Below are 21435 nucleotides of genomic sequence, written 5' to 3' on the forward strand. Positions count from 1 at the left end.
CGAAGTGAAACTCCACTGGCTTCCTGCAACTGCCGAACTGGTTGCAGGAAGCCTTAGCCGATAATAGCCTTTCGATCTCCGCCAGAAGTTAGTTGTTCTGAAAGCCCGCCGCGCCTGCGACCGCTACGCGGACTATTTTTTCATCACGCTATCCGTTTTGCCATCAGGATCGACGGTCTCCTGTCGAGTTCCACGAACCCGAATTTAGCGTAAAAGGCGGCGACCTCCTCATTTTTCTGGTTCACACCCAGATGGATGCCCGTCACTCCTGCTCTCTCCAGAGCGTCCAGTTGATGGCGCAGCAGCACCGATCCATGTCCACCGTTCTGAATCTCCGGCAGGAGGTTGATATGCAGATGAGCGGGAAAGAGGTCTGTCACCTGAGGAGGTGTTCGTGGCGCGCCTTCAATGTAGGACAGAATGTCCTCATCTTCTGCTGTTTCTGCACAGAAATCGCGAAGCTCGCTCTTCAGGTACGGCCACCATTCGACCTTCAACCATTCTTCGTAAGCGATTGTATTGGGTGCCGCGACACAATAACCCATGACGGCTGCATCTTTCGTCAGCACAAAGGCATGGACTGCGCAGAAACGGACGTAAGGCAACGCCCAGAGCAGACCAGGAAGCCTTGGATCGGTGTAGAGATGTGAGCCATCCTGCCCGCCGTCAGAGGTGCGCAGGCAAATATCGAGAATTGCCGCCTCATCTGATGGTTGGGCGTTGCGGATGATGACGGATGATGAAAGGTCTGGCATCGTCATCCTCGCTGCCCCAACGCAGCAGTATGCTTGGTGAGAAGCGCGTCGTCGAAGCGCTGCCAGGTTTCGACCAGTTCAATGGTTCGACGTGCACGACGTGCCTCATCGATCTTGATTGCCACGAGCCCAGCCTCCAAAGCCGCGACGATACCGACGGATAGCGGTGCGCCCTCTGTCAGATGCAGGTAGATATCCGAGGCCATCTGGTCATCGGCACCATAGTGGTCGCTTTCATGCCCTTCGTAACGTCGCTCGATAAGCTTTTCGCCCGTTACGGCGGAATGAACCTCGAAGCGATTGCGGATGAAATCACCCTCGGCCATTCCTTTGCTGCCGATAACGCAGAAGCGGCGAAACTGATCGGGAACGTTGAGGTTGGTATGAAATGACATCGTCGCCCCGCCCTGATATTCGATGATCGCGGTCTGATAATCGATAATATCACCGTCGCTCTCGAACACGGTATCGCCCTGCAGCCAACCGCTCGGTTTCTTATAGAATTCCTGCTTCTGAAATTCGGAAAGGCTATCCGGCCTGTTTTCCGCAACAAACGACTTTCGTCCTCCAAAGCTAGCGACGGCCATCGCCCGCTGCCCAACGACACTGCCATAGAGATCGATATCGTGACAGCATTTTTCCAGGATGAAAGGGCCTGCGTAGCGCGTATGCCGCCGCCAGTCGCGCATGAAGAACGCGCCGTGGTAGGGTGCGATATGCTCGGACGCCTCGATCGAGATGATCGCGCCGATGTGGCCCTCAGCCTGTGCTGCATGCAGATCTCTGTAGAGATCAGAGTAACGCAGCACGAGGCCCACCATAACGCTATCACTGCCATATTCAGCGAGCAGCCGTGCCATCCTCATCGTCTGGTCTTCATCGATCACCACTGGCTTTTCTGTGAAGACCCGGACGCCCGCGCGCAATCCGGCAGTGATATGATCCAGATGGAGAAAATTGGGCGAGCCGACCATGAAAAGATCCGGCCGCGTCTGCGTCAGCATCGTCTCCACCGTCTCGAAGCGGCGCGGTTCCGGCAGACCGGAAGATAGAATGTCCGGCAGTCCCGCAGGCCGGGGATCCATCAGCCCAACGATTTCCAGTTCGGGGCAGGCCTTGCGGAACGAGGCAATAACATTAGCAAGCCGAAACCCAAGCCCGGCAACTGCGATTTTCATGTTTTAGTCCTGTCTGCGAGAGTTAAATAAATCGGGACGAAGTGTCATCATCCGTTGGTGCTCCGGCGACTCGATCGAAACGTCTTTCGAAATCGATGGCCTGGCTGCGTCCGCGCATGGATGAGAGGCGCCTGAAGTCCGGGCTGCCATGGGCAATCACGGGCAGCATGGCCGCGCCGATGGCGGCGGCCTCCGGTCCCAGGGCACCGGCACACAGCCGGGGAATTTCCCGGTGGCTTCGGGCGCTGACGGAGGGCAAAAGGGGGTACGCCCGGTCGATCAGGGAATTGGTGAGGATTGCAGGAAAATGCCCTCCGACCACGATGGTCTGCGGGTCCATGATGTTTTCAAGCAGCGACACCAGCAACCGCAAACGCCTAGAATTGAGATCTAGCCACCGCATCAGAATACTGTCGCGTTGAGCGTAAAGTTTCTCTAACACGCCAGGCCGCGCAATCTCCCTGCTTTTGCAAGACAGCATCGCTGCGAGCTCGTCGATGGAAAACGGGGTCTGCCCGACCGCATCCGGGTTGGCGAGCTCCGCCGGCCATGTAAGCAGACCGATTTCTCCCGCATTGTTCCAAAATCCCTGAAGCGGCATGCTGTCATTGATGATGCCGGCACCAAGTCCGTAACCGACGAAAATATGAGCGTAATGCGTCAATCCTGTCGCACTGCCGGCCCTCAGTTCGGCAACTGCTGCGGCTGTCGCGTCATTCTCGATGATGGTGGGGAGGCCACATACATCTTCGATGGCCTCTGCCACCGGTATGCGGTTCCACGCATCCCAACCTGGCGGACCGACAGGATGTTCAAACTCCGCCTCCTGCAGTGTCGGCATGGCAATGCCGATGCCCCAGGCAGGACGGTCCACCGAGACCGAGCGCAGATGCTGCGTCAAGTCAGCGATGGCGCGGATTGTATCAGATGGATCCTCAAGCGATGCCGATGCGGTTTCGCGTCCCAGCTCCCGCCCCGCCAGATCGCAGACGATACCCACAAGTCCATCGCGATCCACATGAATGCCCAGGCAACAACCTGCTTCGGCGCGAATCCGTAACTTTTTTTGCGGCGCACCGCGCGCACCCTCCTGTTGGATTGTTTCCACCACCAGCGAGCGATCGATCAGGTCCTTGCAGATATTGGACATAGTTTGCGGCTTCAAACCCGTCACATCAACAAGGTCCCGCCGGCTGATGCCATCGCCGGACCGGATAAGATCGAAAACGAGGCGACGATTATAACGGCCCGAATATGTGTGGTTGCTTCCCATCAGGCTCATGGATGCCGATTCCTATTTAATCAATTAAATGGAATTTATCAGGGTGCGCCAAACGCGTCAAGCAGACAGAAACAGCTGAAAACAACGTTTATATCAAAATACCACATCTCAATATGCGTTTTCGACGAAAGGGTGGCTTGATTTTTAATCCGGTTAATGGAATTAATTGGCTACCTTCTTCTCAGTGACTAAAAAAGGGGAACATAGTCATGGTGAAATGGACCTTACGGCGGATTATGGCTGGCGCTTTTGCGTCGGCATCAATCTTCAGTGTCGCAAATGCCGGAGAGCTGGTCGTCTACACCGCTCATGGGGAGGCAACATCAGCGCCCATCCTCGATGCTTTCGCCAAGGCAAATCCGGATATCAAGGTGACCGTCGTGCGCGGCGGGACAGGCGAGCTCATCGAGCGCCTTCGCGCTGAAGGTGGCAACTCCTCAGCGGACGTAATGTGGGGCGGACCGACCCAGACTTTCGAAGAAAATGCCACGCTTTTCCAGGCGTACGAGAGCAAGTCGGACGCCAACATGATGACGACCGATCCCAATCACATCTGGCATCCGTTCACGGTGCTGCTGCAGCCGTTGATCGTCAGCACCAAGCGCGTCGAGGCGAAATCGATACCCAAGACGCAGAAGGATCTCGTCTCGCATGACTTCGCGAAGGACGGTGGCCTGATTATTCCAGACCCTGGGAAATCCGGTACAGGTTATGTCATCCTGTCGGCTCTTGCAGGCAATTTCGGCTGGGATTTCGTCGGCCAAATGGCCAAGGGCGCGCGCATCGCCCCGGGGTCCGATGACGCATTCAACGCGGTGCGCGATGGAGAAGCGGCAATTGGCTGGATCAACGAGGATCTCGGCGCCAAGTGGAAGGCCCAGGGCCTGCCGATAGATATCGTCTATCCGTCGGATGCCGTTACCGGGCAGATCGATGCTCAGGCCATTGTCAAAGGTGCCGAACACATCGACGACGCCAAGAGCTTCATCGATTTTCTCGGAAGTAAGGCTGCACATGAAATCGTCCGCGATGCCACCGTTCGCCGTTCTGCCCGCAAGGATGTAACGCCGCCGGCCGCTCTGCCCGACATGTCCTCTCTCACGATCGTTTCCGCGGTCGATCCGCGGCCCGTAGTCGTTGCCCGGTTCCAGGAGCTTCGCGGGAAATGAAGGCGCTGCGCGACAACTGGCTTATCTTTTCCATCGTCGCGCTCGTGCTTTGCGGCCTGACGATCATCGTCCCGCAAATTCGCGTCATTGCTGCCTCCCTTCTGGAAGAGGGCGGTCGTTTCACCCTGCTGCACAACAGGGATGGACTGCAATCTGTCCCGGAAATGACCAGCCGCTACGACGTGGCGAAACTCCCTGACGGCCTCGTCATATCGTTGAATACGACGGACGGCCTGACTGTCGATGTCGAGGACGACCGAACGCTTCGCCTCTCGTCGCAACAGCCGATTTTGGTTGGCAAGGACGAAGGCGGGCTGCTTGAACTCGATCTTGGCTCCGCTCGGTTTACCCTGTCGCAACAGGCGCCGCGCGGGCTTTTCGCCACAACGGCTCCAGCGCCCTTGGATATCAAGGCGCAATCGTCCAACACCGTTTTGCTGTCCCATGCGGTAAACGCCTACATCACCTTTGAAAACAAGGCGTTGTCGCTCTCTCCCGTTCATTATATAGATTTCTTCACACGCTCGGAGACCCTTTCGGCGACGATAAACAGTCTGCTGATTGCACTAACGTCTACCGGGTTGGCCGCCTTAATCGGCGTGTCTCTCGCCTATCTTGTTGCGCGTTATCGGGTCGCGGGGAGCACGGCTATCGTTTTCCTCGTCACCATGGCCTCTGTGTCGCCGCCATTTCTGGGCGCGTATGCCTGGCGGCTGCTTCTCGGGCGCAACGGCGTTCTGACAAACTACTTCGGCCTCGATGTCTCCATTGTCGGCTTGCATGGCGTCATCTGGGTCATCACCTGGCTGGTCTTTCCAATCATCTTTCTCCTCAGCCATAGCTCGTTCCAAAGTCTCGATGCTGGCCATATCGAAGCGGCAGAAAGCCTTGGCGCCAAGCCCCCACGCGTTCGCATGTCGGTGGAAATTCCGCTGGCACTTCCCGGCATCATCACGGGTCTTTATCTCGCAACGATGGCGGCTCTGTCAGATTTCGGAACGCCGCGCATCATCGGCCTCGATGTCAACGCGCTGCCGGTTCTGATCTACACGTCCTTCCTCAGCGAGGCGGGACGCAATCCGGCGCTTGCGGCCACGGGATCGATGGTGCTCATCACCATCTCCAGCTTGTTTCTCATGGCACAGCAAATCTATCTGGCGCGGCGCGGTTTTGCCGTGGTCTCTTCGCGCGCATTGGAGCGCAAACCACTCTCGCCTCTTGGCCAGGCATTGGTGCTTGGATCAGTCATCCTTGCACTCCTGATGGCATTTACCCCTCATTTAACGGTACTGATCTCCAGCTTCATGGAATGGCGTGTGGGCTTGCCCAGAGCAAACTTTACCCTCGCAAACTACACGACCATGCTGCGCACCGGCATGGGGCCGGCATGGGTGACCTTGTCGCTCGGCATTGCCGGGACGCTGGCTGCAAGCGCAATCGGCCTGGGGATCGCCTATGTCATTATCCGCAAGCGCTATCGAGTCTTGGCACCCGTTCTCAGCCTTACCGTCATGATGCCTTACGTCATTCCTGGCACGGTGCTCGGTATCGGCCTGATCATGATGTTCAACAAGGCGCCGCTGCAACTGACCGGCACCTGGTTTATCCTCGTCCTTGCCTATCTCATCCGCAACCTGCCCTTCACGGTAAAAGCATCAGAGGCTGCCCTGCGTCGGGTTCACCCTGCACTGGAAGAGGCGGCGATCAGTCTTGGAGCGCGGCCATTCAGGGTGTTCCTCACGATCACCGCACCTCTGGTGCTTGCGGGCGCGGTCACCGGGGCAACACTCACCTTCCTTCACATCGTCACTGAGCTGTCTTCCACCATCGTTCTTTATCGCCCGCCGTGGAAGCCTATGACGGCGGTGATCTTCGAAAACACACTTGTGGACGCCGATTTCGGTGTCTCGGCAGCGCAAACAATCCTCCTGATGCTGATCATTTATATCCCGCTCTATTTCATTGTCCGCTATGGCCAAATTCGAGGAAAATCCGGTGGTTGAAACCTCATCTTCCAAAACTCCCACCCAAGGCTGCGAGGTCGTCATTGATGCCGTCTCCAAGACCTTTGGCAATCACGCAGTCTTGAAAGACATCAGCTTCACGATCAGGCCTGGCGAATTCTTCACGCTGCTTGGGCCATCCGGATGCGGCAAGACCACGCTTTTGCGCGCGCTTGCAGGCTTTCACCCGATTGATGGCGGGAAAATCCTGTTTAACGGCCAAAACGTGACCACTCTTCCCGCCTGGGACAGGAATATCGGTTTCGTGTTCCAGAACTACGCGCTCTGGCCGAACCAGACTGTGTTCGACAATGTTGCTTACGGGTTGAAGCTAAGAAAAATTCCTAAAGGCGAAATCGCCGAAAGAGTTCACTCCGCATTGGCACAAGTCGAGCTTCATGGTGTTGACAAGCGCTTTCCTGCAGAAATGAGCGGTGGCATGCAGCAGCGCATTGCGCTGGCGCGCGCACTCGTCATCAACCCGCCGCTGCTTCTCATGGATGAGCCGATGTCCAACCTCGATGCGCGCCTTCGCGTGGCTCTTCGCCACGAATTACGCAGCCTGCAGAAGACACTCGGCCTGACAGCAATCTACGTTACGCATGATCAGGAAGAAGCCCTGGAAATGTCAGACCGGATTGCCGTCATGCAAAATGGTGTCGTGCAGCAGCTTGCAGACCCTCAAACCATCTATTCGGGACCGGCGAACCGTTTCGTTGCCGAGTTCGTCGGCAGCGCGAACTTTCTGGAGGGCAGTTTTGACGAGACAGGCTTCCTGATGGCAGACGGATCAAGGCTCCCTATCACCGGAAAGAGCCACCACGGTAAAGGCACGCTTGTGGTGCGTCCCGAACAGGTGATGATCCGCGAATGCGGTAGCGCTCTTGTAGACGCCAGAGTGGAAGATAAGCGCTTCATGGGCAAAGCCTGGACGCAGAGCCTTCGGATTGACAGCGGGCCAATCTTATCGGTGGAAACACGCAGAGCGCTCGATCTCGGTTCGCGCGTCGGTGTCGATTTCGAGACCTTTACCTTTCTACCTTCGGGAGCATGAATAATGGCGGACCAGTCGCTTGACGAACTGATGCAGATCGCGTCGTCCGCGGCCCTTGTTGGAGGTGCCGAATTGAAGAAGCATTTTGGCGCTGTCTCGGGCGATAGTGTTCAGCGAAAGGCGTTGGGAGATTATGCATCCCAAGCAGATCTTCGCGCCGAGGAGGCGATTGCCACCGTTCTGGCGACAGTGGGCGAGGGCTATGGCTTCGTCGGTGAAGAAACCGGTGCACGTAAGGCGGACGCGCAACGTCGCTGGGTGGTGGACCCCCTCGACGGGACGAGCAACTTCATCTGGGGGATCCCCTATTTTGCCCTCAGCATCGCCCTCTGCGACGACGAAGGCGAGCTGCTGGGTGTCGTCCTGGACCCATTGCGTGGCGAGATGTTCACCGCAATTCGCGGCTTGGGTGCCCGGCTGAACGGCGAAAAACTGGCTCCGTTAGAAGAAAAGCGGCCGGAGGAATCTATCATCTCTCTATCCATGCCGATCCACGGACAGTTGAAGGCAATCGACCGCAGCACCTTCTTCCAAGCTCTGGATTCCATCACTAACGAGACAGCAGGCGTCCGGAGACTTGGCTCGGCAGCACTTGATCTCGCCTATGTCGGGGCCGGAAGGCTCGACGGCTACTTCGAAGATGGTCTCAGCCATTACGATTACGCCGCTGGCAAACTTATCGCTCAGGAAGCGGGAGCTCTCGTTACCTCCCTCACGGGCGACATTCCAGCAGATGGCGGCTCACTGCTGGCTGGAACCTCTTCCCTGCATCAATGGCTCAGAACCAAGTTTCAATAGAAGTCAGATTCGTTGCTCGGGGGGTTATCGACAAGCGCGGGCTCTGTTGAAAATTTCGACTTTGGCCGAATGACCGTTAACCGGGGCGTCGATTATACGCGAAGCCTTGCGCACCAGAGCCGGGACTTATCGTGCGCATCGATACGCCAGATCTTTCTTATATCCTCGGCAGCCTCTGCTGGCAGCACCAGGTCTATGGCTGAAAAATGTCTGATGGCTCCACGCAAATGGCACGCTTCGCTCTGACACATCATCACTCAACACCGCACTCTTGACATCCTCTCGCAAACCCTGTTTATACGTATCAGCAGCTAATACGCATTAGCAATTCGACTGAAGATGAGGTTCCGATGGTTAGGCGGGTGACGCAACGTGATATTGCGATCTTCGCGGGGGTCAGTCAGGCAACGGTTTCGCTCGTGCTGAACGAAGCGAAATCCGCGGAAGGCCGCATTCCGCCTGAAACGCGCGAGCGTGTGCTGAAGGCCATTCGCGACACCGGTTATGTGGCGGACCCCATCGCGCGCAGCATGGTCAAGGGCGCCAACCGGATCCTGGGTGTTTTCACCTATCAGCCGGCTTTCCCGATTGCGCAGGCGGATTTCTACACGCCTTTCCTGATGGGAATAGAGGAGGAAGCAGAGAGGTTGAGCTACGACCTTCTGCTGATGACGGCTGCGGCGCGCGACGATAACGGCCGCAAGCGTATCTTCGGGGAAACGGGGCGGCTTCGACTTGCTGACGGATGCCTCATTCTGGGCAGTCAGTTCGACAGCGATGAGCTGGCCCAGCTGGTTGCCGGTGACTATCCTTACGTCGCAGTCGGTCGTCGTGACGATGCCGGCGGGCCCGTGCGTTATGTTGGCGCGGATTATGTGACGGCCACTCATGCACTTGTCCGAGAAGCACTTGCCGCTGGCCATCGCCGCTTCGCCTTTATCGGCGCGACGGGTCCGGCGGAATCCATCAGCGATCGCTGGCGTGGTTTTCTCGCCGCAATCAAGGGCGCGGCGGAGCTGGTCTATTCCCACGAAAGTGAAAATGGCGATCCGGCCGAGCAGCTGGCCGCTGTTCGCGCCAGCGGAGCAAGCGTCGTTTTTTTTGCCGAGGTGGCCGAAGCGGTGGTCTTCGACAATCATGCCCGTGCCCAGGGGGTGAGTGTCCCCGCCGATCTTTCCATCGTGGTGCTGGGCAGCGGCACCCGCACGCATACGCTTCGGTTGCAACGCGTCTTCACCTCCTATGCCATCCCCCGCGAAGAAATGGGCAGGCAGGCGACTTCCATGCTGGTCGAGACCCTCACCAGCCCCCCCGGCCCCGTAAAGCAGATATTGCTGGGCTGCGACATCGTGGCGGGCGAAACGCTTGCCTCCCCAACTCAAGGCCCAACTCAAGGAAAGAGAACCTGACGTGAGAGAATACAATGCAGATATTCTTGTGGTTGGCGGCGGACTTGGCGGCGTGGCGGCGGCGCTCGGGGCCCTGCGCAACGGCCGCAGCGTTATCCTGACCGAAGCATTCGAATGGATTGGCGGCCAGCTGACCAGCCAGGCCGTACCGCCCGACGAACACAGCTGGGTGGAACAGTTCGGGATCACCGCCAGCTATCGCGCCCTGCGCACGGGTGTGCGGCAATATTACCGCGACCACTATCCGCTCACCGACACAGCCCGGGCCGATCTGACGCTCAACCCCGGAGACGGCAACGTATCTCGCCTGTGCCATGAACCACGCGTTTCGCTGGCGGTGATGGAGGCAATGCTGGCGCCTTACGCAGCGGGCGGCAAGCTGACCATCCTCAAGCCCTATGAGCCGATATCAGCAGAGGTCGACGGTGATACCGTGCAGGCCGTGACGCTGCGCCATTGCAATACCGGTGATCTCGTTTCCTGCTCGGCCCGCTATATCATCGACGCCACCGAACTGGGCGATCTGCTGCCGCTGACCGCAACCGACTATGTCACTGGTTTCGAATCCCAATCCGAAACCGGCGAGCCGAGCGCGCCGGCGGAGGCGCAACCGCATAATCAGCAGGCCGTCTCGATCTGTTTCGCCGTCGATCAGGTTGACGGCAATCATGTCATCGACAAACCCGCCCGGCATGACCACTGGCGTCAGGTTGCCCCCGAATTCTGGGGCGGCCCGCTATTGAGCTGGGACTCGCCCAATCCGCGGACACTGGAGCGCAGCCGCCGCTTTTTCGATCCCAACCCGGTCGACAACGCAACACGCGACGTTGCCGACCAGCGCCACAGCGCCGGCGATATGAGCCTGTGGATATTCCGCCGCATTGCCGCCCGCCATACATTTCGGCCCGGCGCCTATGCCAGCGATATCTGCCTCGTGAACTGGCCAATGATCGATTATTTCGAGGCGCCGATCATCGACGTTACCCCCGAACAATATGCCGAGCGGCTGGCCGATGCGGCAAGCCTCTCCTATTCCATGTTCTACTGGATGCAGACCGAAGCGCCCCGCCCGGATGGTGGTCAGGGTTTTCCGGGCCTGCGCCTGCGCGGCGACATTACCGGCACGGAGCATGGTCTGGCCATGGCGCCCTATATCCGTGAAAGCCGTCGCATTCGTGCTCTGACCACGGTGGTCGAACAGGATCTGTCGCTTGCCGTGCGCGGCGATCGCGGCGCGGTGCATTACCCCGACAGTATCGGTATCGGTATGTACCGCATCGACCTGCACCCCTCGACGGGCGGCGATAACTATATCGATGTCGGTGCCTGCCCTTTCGAAATCCCACTCGGTGCTCTTATTCCCCGCCACAAAACGAACCTGCTGGCGGCATCCAAGAATATCGGCACGACGCATATCACCAATGGTTGTTACAGGCTGCATCCGGTCGAATGGAACATCGGCGAAGTGGCCGGCATGCTGGCCGCCTATTGCCTTGACAGGGGCGAGACCCCGCATGGCGTGCATGCCGATGAAAAGCGGCTGGCGGAGTTTCACACCCACATCGAACGCCAAGGGGTGGAGCGCCATTGGCCTGATATTCGCGGCTACTAGCCAAAACGTATAATCTGGGAGGATTATTCATGCGCAGGAGTATAGTCAAAATTGCATTGACCGGTTTTCTGGTCACATCCGGGCTGGTTTCGCCAGCTTTGTCGCAGGAATTGCGAATGGCCATCTGGAGCGCCAACGAAGCCCATCTCGCCCTCTTCAACGAGATCGCCGATGAGTTCGAGGCCAGCCATCCCGGCGTCAAGATCACCTACGATTCGCTTGCCTACGAAGGTTATGCCACCACCCTGACCACCCAGATCGCCGGTGGAAACCCTCCCGATCTGGCCTGGCTTTTCGACACGACCGCACCTGACTTCATGGCGGCTGGGGCGCTTTATCCCCTTACCGAAACCTTTGCCAATACCGAAGGTTACGACATGGGCGACTTCCCCCCGGCAACACTCACCGCCTGGTCTTACGAAGGTGTACAATATCTCTATCCCTTCTCGACATCGCCCTTCGGCGTTTTCGTCAACAACAACATGATCCGGGCTGCAGGCGCAAAGACGCCCGCCGAGATGATCGCTGCCGGCGAATGGAACTGGGACAATGCCATTGCGACGGCCGCGAAAGTCGCGGCCACCGGCAAACAGGGATTGATCATTCGTGATTTCGAATACAAGGCCTGGGAAAACCTTGCCGAAGTCTATACCGGGTGGAATGCCTATCCCTGGTCGAAGGATACAAAGTCCTGCGCTTTTGCCAGCCCGGAGATGGTTGATGCGATGCGCTTCATCCACGATGCGATCTTCGTGAAAAAAGCCATGCCAGGCCCCGGTGTTTCTGCCGACTTTTTTGCCGGGGATGCGGCGATGACGACCACCCAGATCAGCCGCGCAGCGCTGCTGCCGAAAGGCGACAAGGCGTTCGACTGGGATCTCGTGCCGTTGCCTACAGGACCTGCAGGTGACTATGCCGTAACAGGCCGGGCCGGCATTGGCGTCATGGCCAGCGGCAAAAACCCGAAGCTTGCGGCGGAATTCCTGGCGTTTTTCTCCTCCAAGCCTAATGTGGCCAAGCTCGCGCGGTTTTTCCCGCCAGCACGGCAGAGTCTGCTCACCGCCGATGTCCTCGCAGCCGCCAACCCATTGCTGTCGCGTAAACAGATAGAGGCCGTGGTCATTCGTGGCGTCGCCACCGGTCAATCAACGCAGCAGGTCCGCAATTTTGCCCGGCTGCAACAGACCGTTCGCGCTGGCCTTGACGGTCTCTGGCGTCCCGATGCCGACGTCACGGCTGTCCTGCAAGCGCTCTGCGGCCGTCTTGACCCGTTGCTGGCGGCCAATTGAGGCTTGGTAGTCATCCGATTTTCCGTGGATGCGAAAGCAGAAGGAAGAAAAGCCATGACGCTTGCCCTCCAGACAGCGCAGACACAGGCCCGGCGCGGTTTCTGGACCATGGCGCGCCGTGACGCCGCCACCGGTTATCTGTTCATAGCGCCGCAACTCATCGGTATCGTTGTCTTCGTGCTCGTGCCGCTGGTGCTGGTCTTCTGGTATTCGCTGCATGAGTGGAACGTGCTGGCGGGATCGTTCCGGTTCACCGGCGTCGCCAATTACCAGAAGCTGCTCAGCGATCCGGCCATAGGCGAAGTGCTGGCGGTGACCGCCGTGTTCTCCGCCGGGCTTGCCCTGCTCAATATGAGCCTGGCGCTGGGGCTTGCGTTGCTCCTGAACCAGAAGCTGGCCTTCATGACCGTGTTCCGCACACTGTTCTTTTCACCTGTCGTGGTGTCGCTGGTCGCCTGGACAATCGTGTGGAGCTTCCTTCTGCAGAACAATGGCGGCATCAACGGCCTCCTGCAAATGATCGGCGTCGAGGGGCCCAACTGGCTGCGCCACCCCACGACGGCAATGATCTCGGTCATCGTGGTGCAGGCGCTCAAGAACCTTGGTCTCAACATGATCCTGTTTCTTGCCGCACTACAGGGCGTGCCGCGGGAACTGTTTGAAGCCGCGCGCGTCGACGGTGTGCCGCGCTTCAAGCAATTCTATCGCATCACCCTGCCGATGATCAGCCCGACGATCCTGCTCGCCTCCATCGTCACCATTGTCGGCGCGTTGCAGGTCTTTGCGCAGATCATGATCCTCACACAGGGCGGGCCGGGCTTTTCCACGACGGTTCTCGTTTATTACCTCTATCAGCAGGCCTTCCAGTTCTACCTCTTCGGTTATGGCTCGACACTCTCCATCATCCTGCTGGTCATTGTCGGCGCGCTCACCTTCATCCAATGGCACCTGCGCAGAAAGTTCGTATTCTATGAAAACTGAACTCAGCCCACGCGCGCAGACGCTGATCTATTTCACACTCTGTGTGCTGCTTGTCCCCTTCGTTTTTCCGACCTGGTGGATGGTCACGTCGTCGGTCAAACCCGTCAGCCAGATATTTGCCTTTCCGCCTGATATCTGGCCGCGCGCCTTCGATTTTTCGTCCTATTCCGACGTTTTCAGAATACAGCCCTTCGCGCTGCAATACTGGAACTCCGCCTATATCGCCGCAATCGTCACCATCGGCACCATGGCAGTGGCTTCGATGGCCGGATATGCCTTTGCACGCATCAGGTTCCCCTTCGCCAACGCCATCTTCATGGTGGTGCTGGTGGGGTTGCTCATCCCGTCAGAAGTGACGCTGGTTCCGCTGTTCCGGATGTTTCTCAAATGGGGCATGATCAACACACACTGGCCGCTGATCCTGGTGCCGATCTTCGGTGCGCCGGCGGTCTTCGCCACCTTCATCATGCGCCAGTTCTTCATTTCCCTGCCGGTGGAACTGGAGGAAGCCGCCCGGGTCGATGGCCTCGGCCGGTTCAAGATATTCTGGACCATTGCCCTGCCGCTTGCCCGTCCAGCGCTGGCCGCCGTTGCGATCTTCACATTTCTCGGCAGCTGGAACCTCTATCTCGAACCCATAGTCTTTCTCTCCAGCCCCGATAAGTTCACCCTGCCCCAGGCATTGACACAATTTACCGACGCCTATGGCGGACCGATGTGGAACATCCAGCTTGCCGCCGCAACGATGACCGCCATTCCCGTACTCATCGTCTTCATCGTTGCGCAGAAACAATTCGTCGAAGGCCTCGCCCATACCGGGCTTAAAGGCTAATCGAAAGGCTGACCTATGGCACCCGTTACCCTTAGATCCGTCAAGAAAAGCTATGGCGCATTCGCCACCATCCATGGTGTCGATATCGATATTGCCGATGGCGAATTCGTTGTCCTCGTCGGCCCTTCGGGCTGCGGCAAATCCACCCTGCTGCGGATGATCGCAGGCCTTGAAACCGTGACCAGCGGCGATATCTCGATCAGCAGCCGTGTCGTCAACGAGATCGAACCGAAAGACCGCGACATCGCCATGGTCTTTCAGAACTACGCGCTTTATCCGCATATGAGCGTGGCCAGGAACATGGCCTTCTCGCTCGAGCATCGCGGCGGCAGCAAGACCGAGATTGCCGAGCGGGTGAGCTGGGCGGCGGACATATTGGGGCTGACGCCATTGCTCGAACGGTTCCCCCGCCAGCTTTCCGGCGGCCAACGGCAGCGTGTCGCCATGGGCCGCGCAATCGTCCGCAATCCTCAGGTTTTTCTGTTCGACGAACCGCTCAGCAATCTTGATGCCAAATTGCGCGTGGTGATGCGCGGTGAAATCAAGGGATTGCACCAGCGTCTGGGGGTCACCACCGTTTATGTCACGCATGACCAGGTGGAAGCCATGACCATGGCCGACAAGATCGTAGTCATGAATGCCGGACGGGTGGAGCAATGCGGGGCGCCGCTCGAGCTTTATGACCGGCCCGCCAATCCCTTCGTCGCGGGCTTCATCGGTTCGCCGGCGATGAATTTCATCAAGGGACAACTTACGACCAATGGCTTCGAGGCTGACGGCGTCATTTTGCCCCTCCCGGCAGGCTCCGCCACAGGCGAAGCGATATACGGCATCCGCCCGGAACATTTCGAGCTGGTCAACCAAGGCCTCACCGCAACGGTTTTGCTGGTGGAGCCAATGGGGTCGGAAACGCAGGTTACGATGATGCTCGGCAATCATCAGGTCATCGGTGTTTTTCGCGAGCGTGTACAGGCGCAGCCGGGGGCGACCATCCAGATTCAGCCGGATCTGGCATCGATCCACCTGTTCGATGCCAGGACCAGTCAACGACTAAACTAGCGGACCGCGCGCCATGACATGCCATTGCAAACCGAACCTAAAGGCGCACCGCTGCAGATCCGAGCGGCGCTCCGACGACACTTGTTGGCGCCGATCAGACCCATATGTCTTGAACAGCGTCACACGAACCACGCCAATCATCAGATGTACTTTTTGAGCATTCATCATAACTCGAGAACGAATTCGGGTCGGGCCTCAGGTCAGGATGAAAAATCTTCCAGCGTCAGACCGAAGTCGACCGGTCTGCTGGCCGTTCCACTTTGATCGAACCAGGAACATAAAATCAAAGCCCAGTGACCACTGAGGGTGAAGTCAGCACAAGTGCTCAGGCGCGACCACGAGTTGACGCCTCAACGCGGCTTTCTGAAGAAGGCGGGATGAATCCCCAAGCGCTGCAACCGCGCGTAAAGGCTTCGCCGGGGAAGATTCAGCGCCTCTGCGACGGCCGTTGCGTCACCGCCATGGCTTTGGAGTGCCTGGGTCAGAAGGCTTGTCTCGAAAGCATCCATCTGTTCGACCAGACCCAACCTCGTCGACGCTTGGCGGTGCGGTGAGGCAAGCCCAAGCGCGACCTGCGTTGCATAGTTGCGCAATTCGCGGATATTGCCCGGCCATTCATTGCTCAGGAGAAACGCTTCGATCTCCGCATCGATCTGCGGACTGGGGAGCCCATGGCGGCGCGCTGCATCCTCTAAAAACACATGGAACAGGATGGCAATGTCCCCCTGCCTTTGACGCAGTGGCGGCACACCGAGGCGCACGGTCTCGAGGTGATAAAGCAGATCCTTGCGGAAGCCTGCCCTTTCATCGTCACCGGCAAGGTGTGTCCTCGTCAAGGTGGTAATGATCCTGACATCGACGGGCGTCGTCCCGCCGCTTGGATTGGGCATTTCCCGGCTTTCCACCACGCCTAGCATCCGCCCCTGCATCAGGGAAGACATGGTTTCCGCCCCATCCAGAAACAGCGTTCCACGCTGGGCCTCGGCAATCAGCCCACGACGAAGGCGCGTGCCGAACAGTGTCTCGTCAACCATCGCATCCGAAATTGACGCGCAATCGACGCGGATGAATGGGCGCGCGCGGCGCGGGCTTCCCTGGTGCAATAGCCTGGCAATCAGCTCCTTGCCCGTCCCGGTCTCGCCTTCGACAAGCACATTGACGTCCGTCGGAGCGACCCGTTCAATCAAGTCCCGCAACTGGACCATAGCGGGCGTCTGGCCGAGCAGCGGCGATGTCAGTTCCGCCTCGAGAGCCGCCTGACGCAGCCGCCGATTGTCGACGACCAGACGGCGGGTTTCCAGCGCGCGTCGGACGGAGGCGATCAGATGGTCCGTCATGAACGGCTTTGCCACGAAATCGAAGGCGCCCCGCTTCAAGGCGGCGACTGCCATGGCGATATCGCCATGCCCTGTCATGAGGATGACCGGCAATTCGCGATCGCGGGCAAGGATTGCATCGAACAGATCGTTGCCATCGAGGCGCGGCATGCGAAGATCGGTGACGACGACACCGGGCAGCGTGGTGGAGAGGCTGGCAAGTGCCGATTTGCCATCGTCATGCACCTCCACCTCCAAGCCGGCGATGGCGAAGCTGTCCGCCAATGCTGCACGAAAGGCGATATTGTCTTCAACGAGCAGGATCTTCTCTGGTGCATTCTGCGTCATGCCGCCCTCATGGTAACGGTAAAGGCCGCGCCCCCAAACGCCGACGCCGTGATGGTGAGAGCGCCGCCAAGATCGCTCATGATATCCTGGGCAATACCAAGACCAAGCCCGAGGCCATTTGGCTTGCCGGTCACAAAGGGCTGAAAGACTTGCTTGCCGAGCTGCGGATCGATGCCCGGGCCGTTATCGGCAACTGTCAGGCAAATCATGTCCTCGTGATGCTCCACCGTTATCGCAATCTCCGGATCGGCGTGTCCCTCGAGCGCGTCCATGGCGTTCTGCAACAGATTGACCAGAACCTGTTCGAGCGGCACACGCTTGCCAAGTACACTTGGTTGACCACTTGGCGGCAGCGTCAGGCGAATGCCTGCCTTCCGGATCCGGTCTTCCATCAACAGCATCGCGCCCGCGATAATACCATCCAGGGGTTCTTCGCCGATTTGCCCCTCCCCCTTGCGGGAGAAACCACGCATTTCCTGCGTCAGCGTGCCGATCCGCTCCGTCATCGCAATCATCGTGCTGAGACTGTCGCGAACCCGCTCGCTGCGACTGGCCGCAAGATGGTGGAGCGCATTTTCCGAAAGGGTGCGGATGGTCGCAACCGGCTGATTGATCTCATGCATGAGGCCAGCAGTAATGGAGCCGACAGAGGCGAGCCGATTGGCCTGTGCCAACTCCTCCCGCGCTTCTCGGTAACGCTGATCGGCAATCGCCCGATATCCCATTTCTTCACGCAACTGCGCCGTTCGTTGAGCAACCGCCGCCTCGAGGCTGCGCCGCTCTGCAGCGCGCCGTGCCGTGCGATTGGCCTGCCACCAGACGCCTGAACCGGCGAGAAGCAGAAGCGGAAGGATGGCAAGCGCGGCAAGCGTGGCCCGCCGGTCGGCAGCGATACGCGCCGGTCGCGTGTCGAGAAGATGCAGGATGCGAAGATCCGTTCCGACGATGGGAAGTGCGGCATAAATCATCTCCGCGCCCTGCGCCGTCTCGATCCGATCCGGTCCCGCAAAACGATAGTGGCCGGGCTCGAGCTTTGCATCGCCATACTGGCCGATCGCATCGATCCGCTGACGAACCGCGGTGGGCAAAGGAGCAAGAGTTGTCAGAATCTGGTCCTTGTCGGGTGCCGCCAGAATGATGCCGTTGGCATCGACGATCAGCGTGCGCCCCGGATCACCGGCCCAGATGGCGGAAAGCGCGCCGAACTCATATTTGACGACGACGACACCGGACGCGGCATCGCTTTGGCCGACGCGCCGCGCCAGAAACAAGCCTGCCTGGCGGGTGAGCAGGCCCGCGCCATAATACTCCGCCTTCCCCTCCCGCATTGCGCCGGTGAAATAGGGACGGAAGCCGAAATTCTGCCCGACGAAGCTCCTGTCGTCGCGGGCATTGGAAGCGGCCACGGCAACGCCATCGCGATTGATCAGATAGATATAGGAGGCTCCGGTCTCTCGCACGAGAGAACCGAATTTCTCGCTGAGCCGCGCTGCCGTCTGCGGATTCTTGGTCGATAGAACATCAACCAGATCGCCATATTCGCCGAGAACGATCGGCATCAGCCGAAAACGGGCAAGCTCGCTGTCGATCAACAGGCTGTGCTGGCGCACCAGCAGTTCAGCCTCCTCCGCCAGCTGCTCCGACGCCTGCCGACGCGACCAAAGGGACGCTCCACTCCAGACAAGAGCAATAACGACGAGGACGAGCAGCACCAGCACTAGGATTTGTAGGCGAGATTTCAGAGACATCTGTGCAGGATATTGCACAATCAATCGAAACGCCATGCAAAAATCAGCACAGATTTTGCCTCAGACCTTTCGGATATATCAATTAAATTGATTAGATTCAGATAGTTAATTGATCATCAATCAATCCTTCACATGACATCCCACCCTGCCGCAGATTGCATGAAGAGGACGCGCCGTCGGGAGGATGGCCGAACAGCTTTAAAATCAACGGCCATGTGCTGATCAGCAAGGACGCTTTCTGCGGGACGCTCGCTGGTCACTCGGAGGGAATATCCCAGGCTCAAGCCGCGCGTCACGATCTTGGCCCTGCCTGGAAGAAGGCACCGGGCGTCTTTGTAGAACTTGACCAAGGGAGGGTCTGAGTGTGTTGATCGAGACTGGAAATACTGTCACCCACGGAGCTGCAAATCAGGCTGCCGCGCAGTCGCCAGACCGCAAGCAGCGCCTGAAATCGATTATCGGCGGTTCGACGGGCAATCTCGTCGAATGGTTCGACTGGTACGTCTATGCCGCGTTTGCGCTCTACTTCGCACCGCACTTCTTTCCTGCAGGCGATCAGACCGCACAGCTCCTTAATTCCGCAGCCGTCTTCGCCGTCGGCTTCGTGATGCGCCCCGTCGGCGCATGGATCATGGGTCTTTATGCCGACCGCCATGGCCGCAAGTCCGGACTGGCGCTTTCAGTGGCCCTCATGTGCCTTGGTTCGCTGATCATTGCCCTGACACCGGATTACCAGACGATCGGCGTTGCCGCACCGACGCTTCTCGTCATCGCCCGCTTGCTGCAGGGTCTCTCCGTCGGCGGCGAATATGGCGCCTCTGCCACCTATCTTTCCGAAATGGCGGGCAAGGAACGCCGCGGCTTTTTCTCCTCCTTCCAGTACGTGACCCTTATCTCGGGCCAGCTTCTGGCGATTGCCGTCCTCATCATTCTACAGAACGTCATGACCCCGGAAGATCTCAATGCCTGGGGCTGGCGCATTCCGTTCTTCGTTGGCGCGGCGCTGGCCGTCGTCGTCTTCTGGCTGCGTCGCGGTCTTGCTGAAACCGAAAGCTTCAAGAACGCCAAGGCTGAGGGCACGCCGAAGTCTGGCTTCTGGCAGCTCCTGACCAAGCATCCGAAAGAGACCGCACTTGTCATGCTCCTGACCGCAGGCGGCACCCTGGCCTTCTACGCCTACTCGATCTACATGCAGAAATTTCTGGTCAACACCTCCGGCTTCTCCCGTGAGGTCGCCAGCGAGATCAACGCCGTCACGCTCTTCGTCTTCATGCTGCTGCAGCCACTTGCGGGCGGACTGTCCGACAAGATCGGCCGCAAGCCGCTGATGGTGACATTCGGTGTATTGGGCGTGCTCTTCACCTACCCGATCTTCTCGGCTCTGGAACATGCCAAGGATCCGCTGACGGCCGGATTGCTGGTCATGGCCGCACTGGTGATCGTGACGGGCTACACCTCGATCAACGCAGTGGTCAAAGCAGAGCTCTTCCCCGCCCATATCCGCGCGCTCGGCGTTGCTCTTCCTTATGCGCTCGCCAACACACTCTTCGGCGGCACAGCGGAGTTCGTTGCATTGCGCTTTAAGACCGCCGGTTGGGAACAGGGCTTCTACTGGTACGTCACCGCCATGATTGGCGTGTCGCTCATCGTCTACTTGTTCATGCGTGATACCAGCAAGCAGAGCGAGATCATCGAAGACTAAGAGGGAGAGGGGGTAGCCCCCCCCCTCGACTCACCTCCGAGGCTTGGCTGCCATCGGCGTTCAGCTGCCTACGCGCTACAAGTACAACCGGCGGCACACTTCGATGCCGTCTCCTCTGCTTCAATACTGCCAAAGCCGGCGGCGCTTGCGCTGCAGGTCTGTCCGAACCCATCCGTATCTGGACACGGCTACACTTTAAAGTTTATCGGCTCCGAGACATCCTGCATGAGGGTTGGGTATCAACCTGATTGCATAGGCCTTGCGGTAATGCCTTTTCCTCGGAGCGAGTTTACCGCCGGACTTACCGGATTTGCCACCCTTCCCTTGCTCTTTCTATACACGCTTCTCGACCTTATTCTGAAGGGTGGTGCTGCCGACAGGATCAACGCGAAGATGGTGGCGCTCGAGGCGCGCAAGAAGGAGCTGGTCGGCTTCCTCGACGATGCGGAGGAGCCACCTCCCCTGCTGCATCCCAATCTGGCAAAATATTATCATGAGGAGATCGCTGCTCTCCACGACCAGTTGGGCAATGAAGAAACGCGAGCACTGGCGGCCGACAAACTTCGCACGCTGGTCAGCCGCATCGATCTCGTGCCCGACGGCGCGGAACTGGTGATCGTGCTGCGCGGCGATCTTGCCGCCATCCTGACGTTTGCATCTGGCAAGAGGAAGCCCGAGTTTCTCAACGAGCGGGCACTTTTGGAAGATCTCATGGGCCGCGCTGATCAATCCGGTGCCCAGAAACGCAAAAAGCCCCACGAAGGGGCTTTATTGGGATCACAGGGATCGTTGGTTGCGGGGGCAGGATTTGAACCTGCGGCCTTCAGGTTATGAGCCTGACGAGCTACCGGGCTGCTCCACCCCGCGTTACCAGCGCAAGTTCGCAGAACTTGTCGCGAG

General features: G+C 58.6%; 17 protein-coding genes and 1 tRNA gene. 11 read left to right on the forward strand and 7 right to left on the reverse strand.

Translation table 11 applies throughout. The annotated features are described in order from the left end of the window. Nucleotides 1-143: 143 nt before the first annotated feature. From EXN68_RS09990 to EXN68_RS10000, 3 genes are read right to left on the reverse strand one after another with little or no spacing between them, the layout of a single operon-like run. Nucleotides 144-761: a GNAT family N-acetyltransferase gene (locus EXN68_RS09990; RefSeq protein WP_142840637.1), complete on the reverse strand. Its 618-nt coding sequence runs from the start codon at nucleotides 759-761 to the stop codon at nucleotides 144-146. After that, nucleotides 758-1933, reverse strand: a complete 1176-nt coding sequence (locus tag EXN68_RS09995) for a Gfo/Idh/MocA family protein (protein ID WP_142840638.1) — start codon at nucleotides 1931-1933, stop codon at nucleotides 758-760. Before EXN68_RS09995 ends, EXN68_RS09990 begins: the two co-directional genes overlap by 4 nt. Before the next feature lie 22 nt (nucleotides 1934-1955). Continuing rightward, nucleotides 1956-3215: an ROK family protein gene (locus EXN68_RS10000; RefSeq protein WP_142840639.1), complete on the reverse strand. Its 1260-nt coding sequence runs from the start codon at nucleotides 3213-3215 to the stop codon at nucleotides 1956-1958. 209 nt (nucleotides 3216-3424) lie between these two features. Here EXN68_RS10000 and EXN68_RS10005 point away from each other — a divergent pair, with 209 nt between their 5' ends. The 10 genes from EXN68_RS10005 to EXN68_RS10050 all read left to right on the forward strand — a co-directional run bounded on the left by EXN68_RS10005 (nucleotide 3425) and on the right by EXN68_RS10050 (nucleotide 15421). Continuing rightward, on the forward strand, nucleotides 3425-4384 hold the full coding sequence (locus EXN68_RS10005; RefSeq protein ID WP_142840640.1) for an extracellular solute-binding protein: 960 nt from the start codon (nucleotides 3425-3427) through the stop codon (nucleotides 4382-4384). Further along, entirely contained in the window at nucleotides 4381-6387 is a 2007-nt protein-coding gene (locus EXN68_RS10010; protein ID WP_142840641.1) for an ABC transporter permease, read from the forward strand. Before EXN68_RS10005 ends, EXN68_RS10010 begins: the two co-directional genes overlap by 4 nt. After that, nucleotides 6380-7441: an ABC transporter ATP-binding protein gene (locus tag EXN68_RS10015; protein WP_142840642.1), complete on the forward strand. Its 1062-nt coding sequence runs from the start codon at nucleotides 6380-6382 to the stop codon at nucleotides 7439-7441. The genes EXN68_RS10010 and EXN68_RS10015 overlap by 8 nt, the downstream gene beginning before the upstream one ends. Before the next feature lie 3 nt (nucleotides 7442-7444). Continuing rightward, nucleotides 7445-8239 carry an inositol monophosphatase family protein gene (locus EXN68_RS10020; protein ID WP_142840643.1) on the forward strand — a complete coding sequence of 265 codons (795 nt, stop codon included), beginning with the start codon at nucleotides 7445-7447 and terminating at the stop codon, nucleotides 8237-8239. Between the two features lie 350 nt (nucleotides 8240-8589). Then, nucleotides 8590-9648 (forward strand): LacI family DNA-binding transcriptional regulator, encoded by a 1059-nt coding sequence (locus tag EXN68_RS10025; protein ID WP_142840644.1) that lies wholly within the window; start codon nucleotides 8590-8592, stop codon nucleotides 9646-9648. A gap of 1 nt (nucleotide 9649) precedes the next feature. Next, entirely contained in the window at nucleotides 9650-11260 is a 1611-nt protein-coding gene (locus EXN68_RS10030; RefSeq protein WP_142840645.1) for an FAD-dependent oxidoreductase, read from the forward strand. A gap of 29 nt (nucleotides 11261-11289) precedes the next feature. Then, on the forward strand, nucleotides 11290-12549 hold the full coding sequence (locus EXN68_RS10035) for an ABC transporter substrate-binding protein (RefSeq protein WP_142840646.1): 1260 nt from the start codon (nucleotides 11290-11292) through the stop codon (nucleotides 12547-12549). A gap of 54 nt (nucleotides 12550-12603) precedes the next feature. Beyond that, nucleotides 12604-13530 (forward strand): carbohydrate ABC transporter permease, encoded by a 927-nt coding sequence (locus tag EXN68_RS10040; RefSeq protein WP_078052173.1) that lies wholly within the window; start codon nucleotides 12604-12606, stop codon nucleotides 13528-13530. Then, on the forward strand, nucleotides 13520-14362 hold the full coding sequence (locus tag EXN68_RS10045) for a carbohydrate ABC transporter permease (RefSeq protein ID WP_142840647.1): 843 nt from the start codon (nucleotides 13520-13522) through the stop codon (nucleotides 14360-14362). Before EXN68_RS10040 ends, EXN68_RS10045 begins: the two co-directional genes overlap by 11 nt. A 15-nt stretch (nucleotides 14363-14377) precedes the next feature. Beyond that, on the forward strand, nucleotides 14378-15421 hold the full coding sequence (locus tag EXN68_RS10050; RefSeq protein WP_142840648.1) for an ABC transporter ATP-binding protein: 1044 nt from the start codon (nucleotides 14378-14380) through the stop codon (nucleotides 15419-15421). A 350-nt stretch (nucleotides 15422-15771) separates the two neighbouring features. Here EXN68_RS10050 and EXN68_RS10055 read toward each other — a convergent pair whose 3' ends face one another. Next, the gene (locus EXN68_RS10055) at nucleotides 15772-17085 is read right to left on the reverse strand and encodes a sigma-54-dependent transcriptional regulator (RefSeq protein WP_142840649.1); all 1314 of its coding nucleotides are present in this window, start codon (nucleotides 17083-17085) and stop codon (nucleotides 15772-15774) included. Then, complete coding sequence (locus EXN68_RS10060) at nucleotides 17082-18833, reverse strand: sensor histidine kinase (protein ID WP_237681384.1); 1752 nt, start codon at nucleotides 18831-18833, stop codon at nucleotides 17082-17084. Before EXN68_RS10060 ends, EXN68_RS10055 begins: the two co-directional genes overlap by 4 nt. Nucleotides 18834-19278: 445 nt before the next feature. Here EXN68_RS10060 and EXN68_RS10065 point away from each other — a divergent pair, with 445 nt between their 5' ends. Then, nucleotides 19279-20535, forward strand: a complete 1257-nt coding sequence (locus tag EXN68_RS10065) for an MFS transporter (RefSeq protein WP_237681386.1) — start codon at nucleotides 19279-19281, stop codon at nucleotides 20533-20535. Between the two features lie 333 nt (nucleotides 20536-20868). Here the strand turns inward: EXN68_RS10065 and EXN68_RS10070 are convergent, their stop codons facing one another. Together EXN68_RS10070 and EXN68_RS10075 are read right to left on the reverse strand one after the other, a co-directional pair. Further along, nucleotides 20869-21294, reverse strand: a complete 426-nt coding sequence (locus tag EXN68_RS10070) for a hypothetical protein (protein ID WP_142840651.1) — start codon at nucleotides 21292-21294, stop codon at nucleotides 20869-20871. A gap of 31 nt (nucleotides 21295-21325) precedes the next feature. After that, nucleotides 21326-21402, reverse strand: a tRNA-Met gene (locus tag EXN68_RS10075). Between the last annotated feature and the right edge of the window lie 33 nt (nucleotides 21403-21435).

This window comes from Martinezella rhizogenes (assembly GCF_007002745.1).
Taxonomy (GTDB): Bacteria; Pseudomonadota; Alphaproteobacteria; order Rhizobiales; family Rhizobiaceae; genus Agrobacterium; species Agrobacterium cucumeris.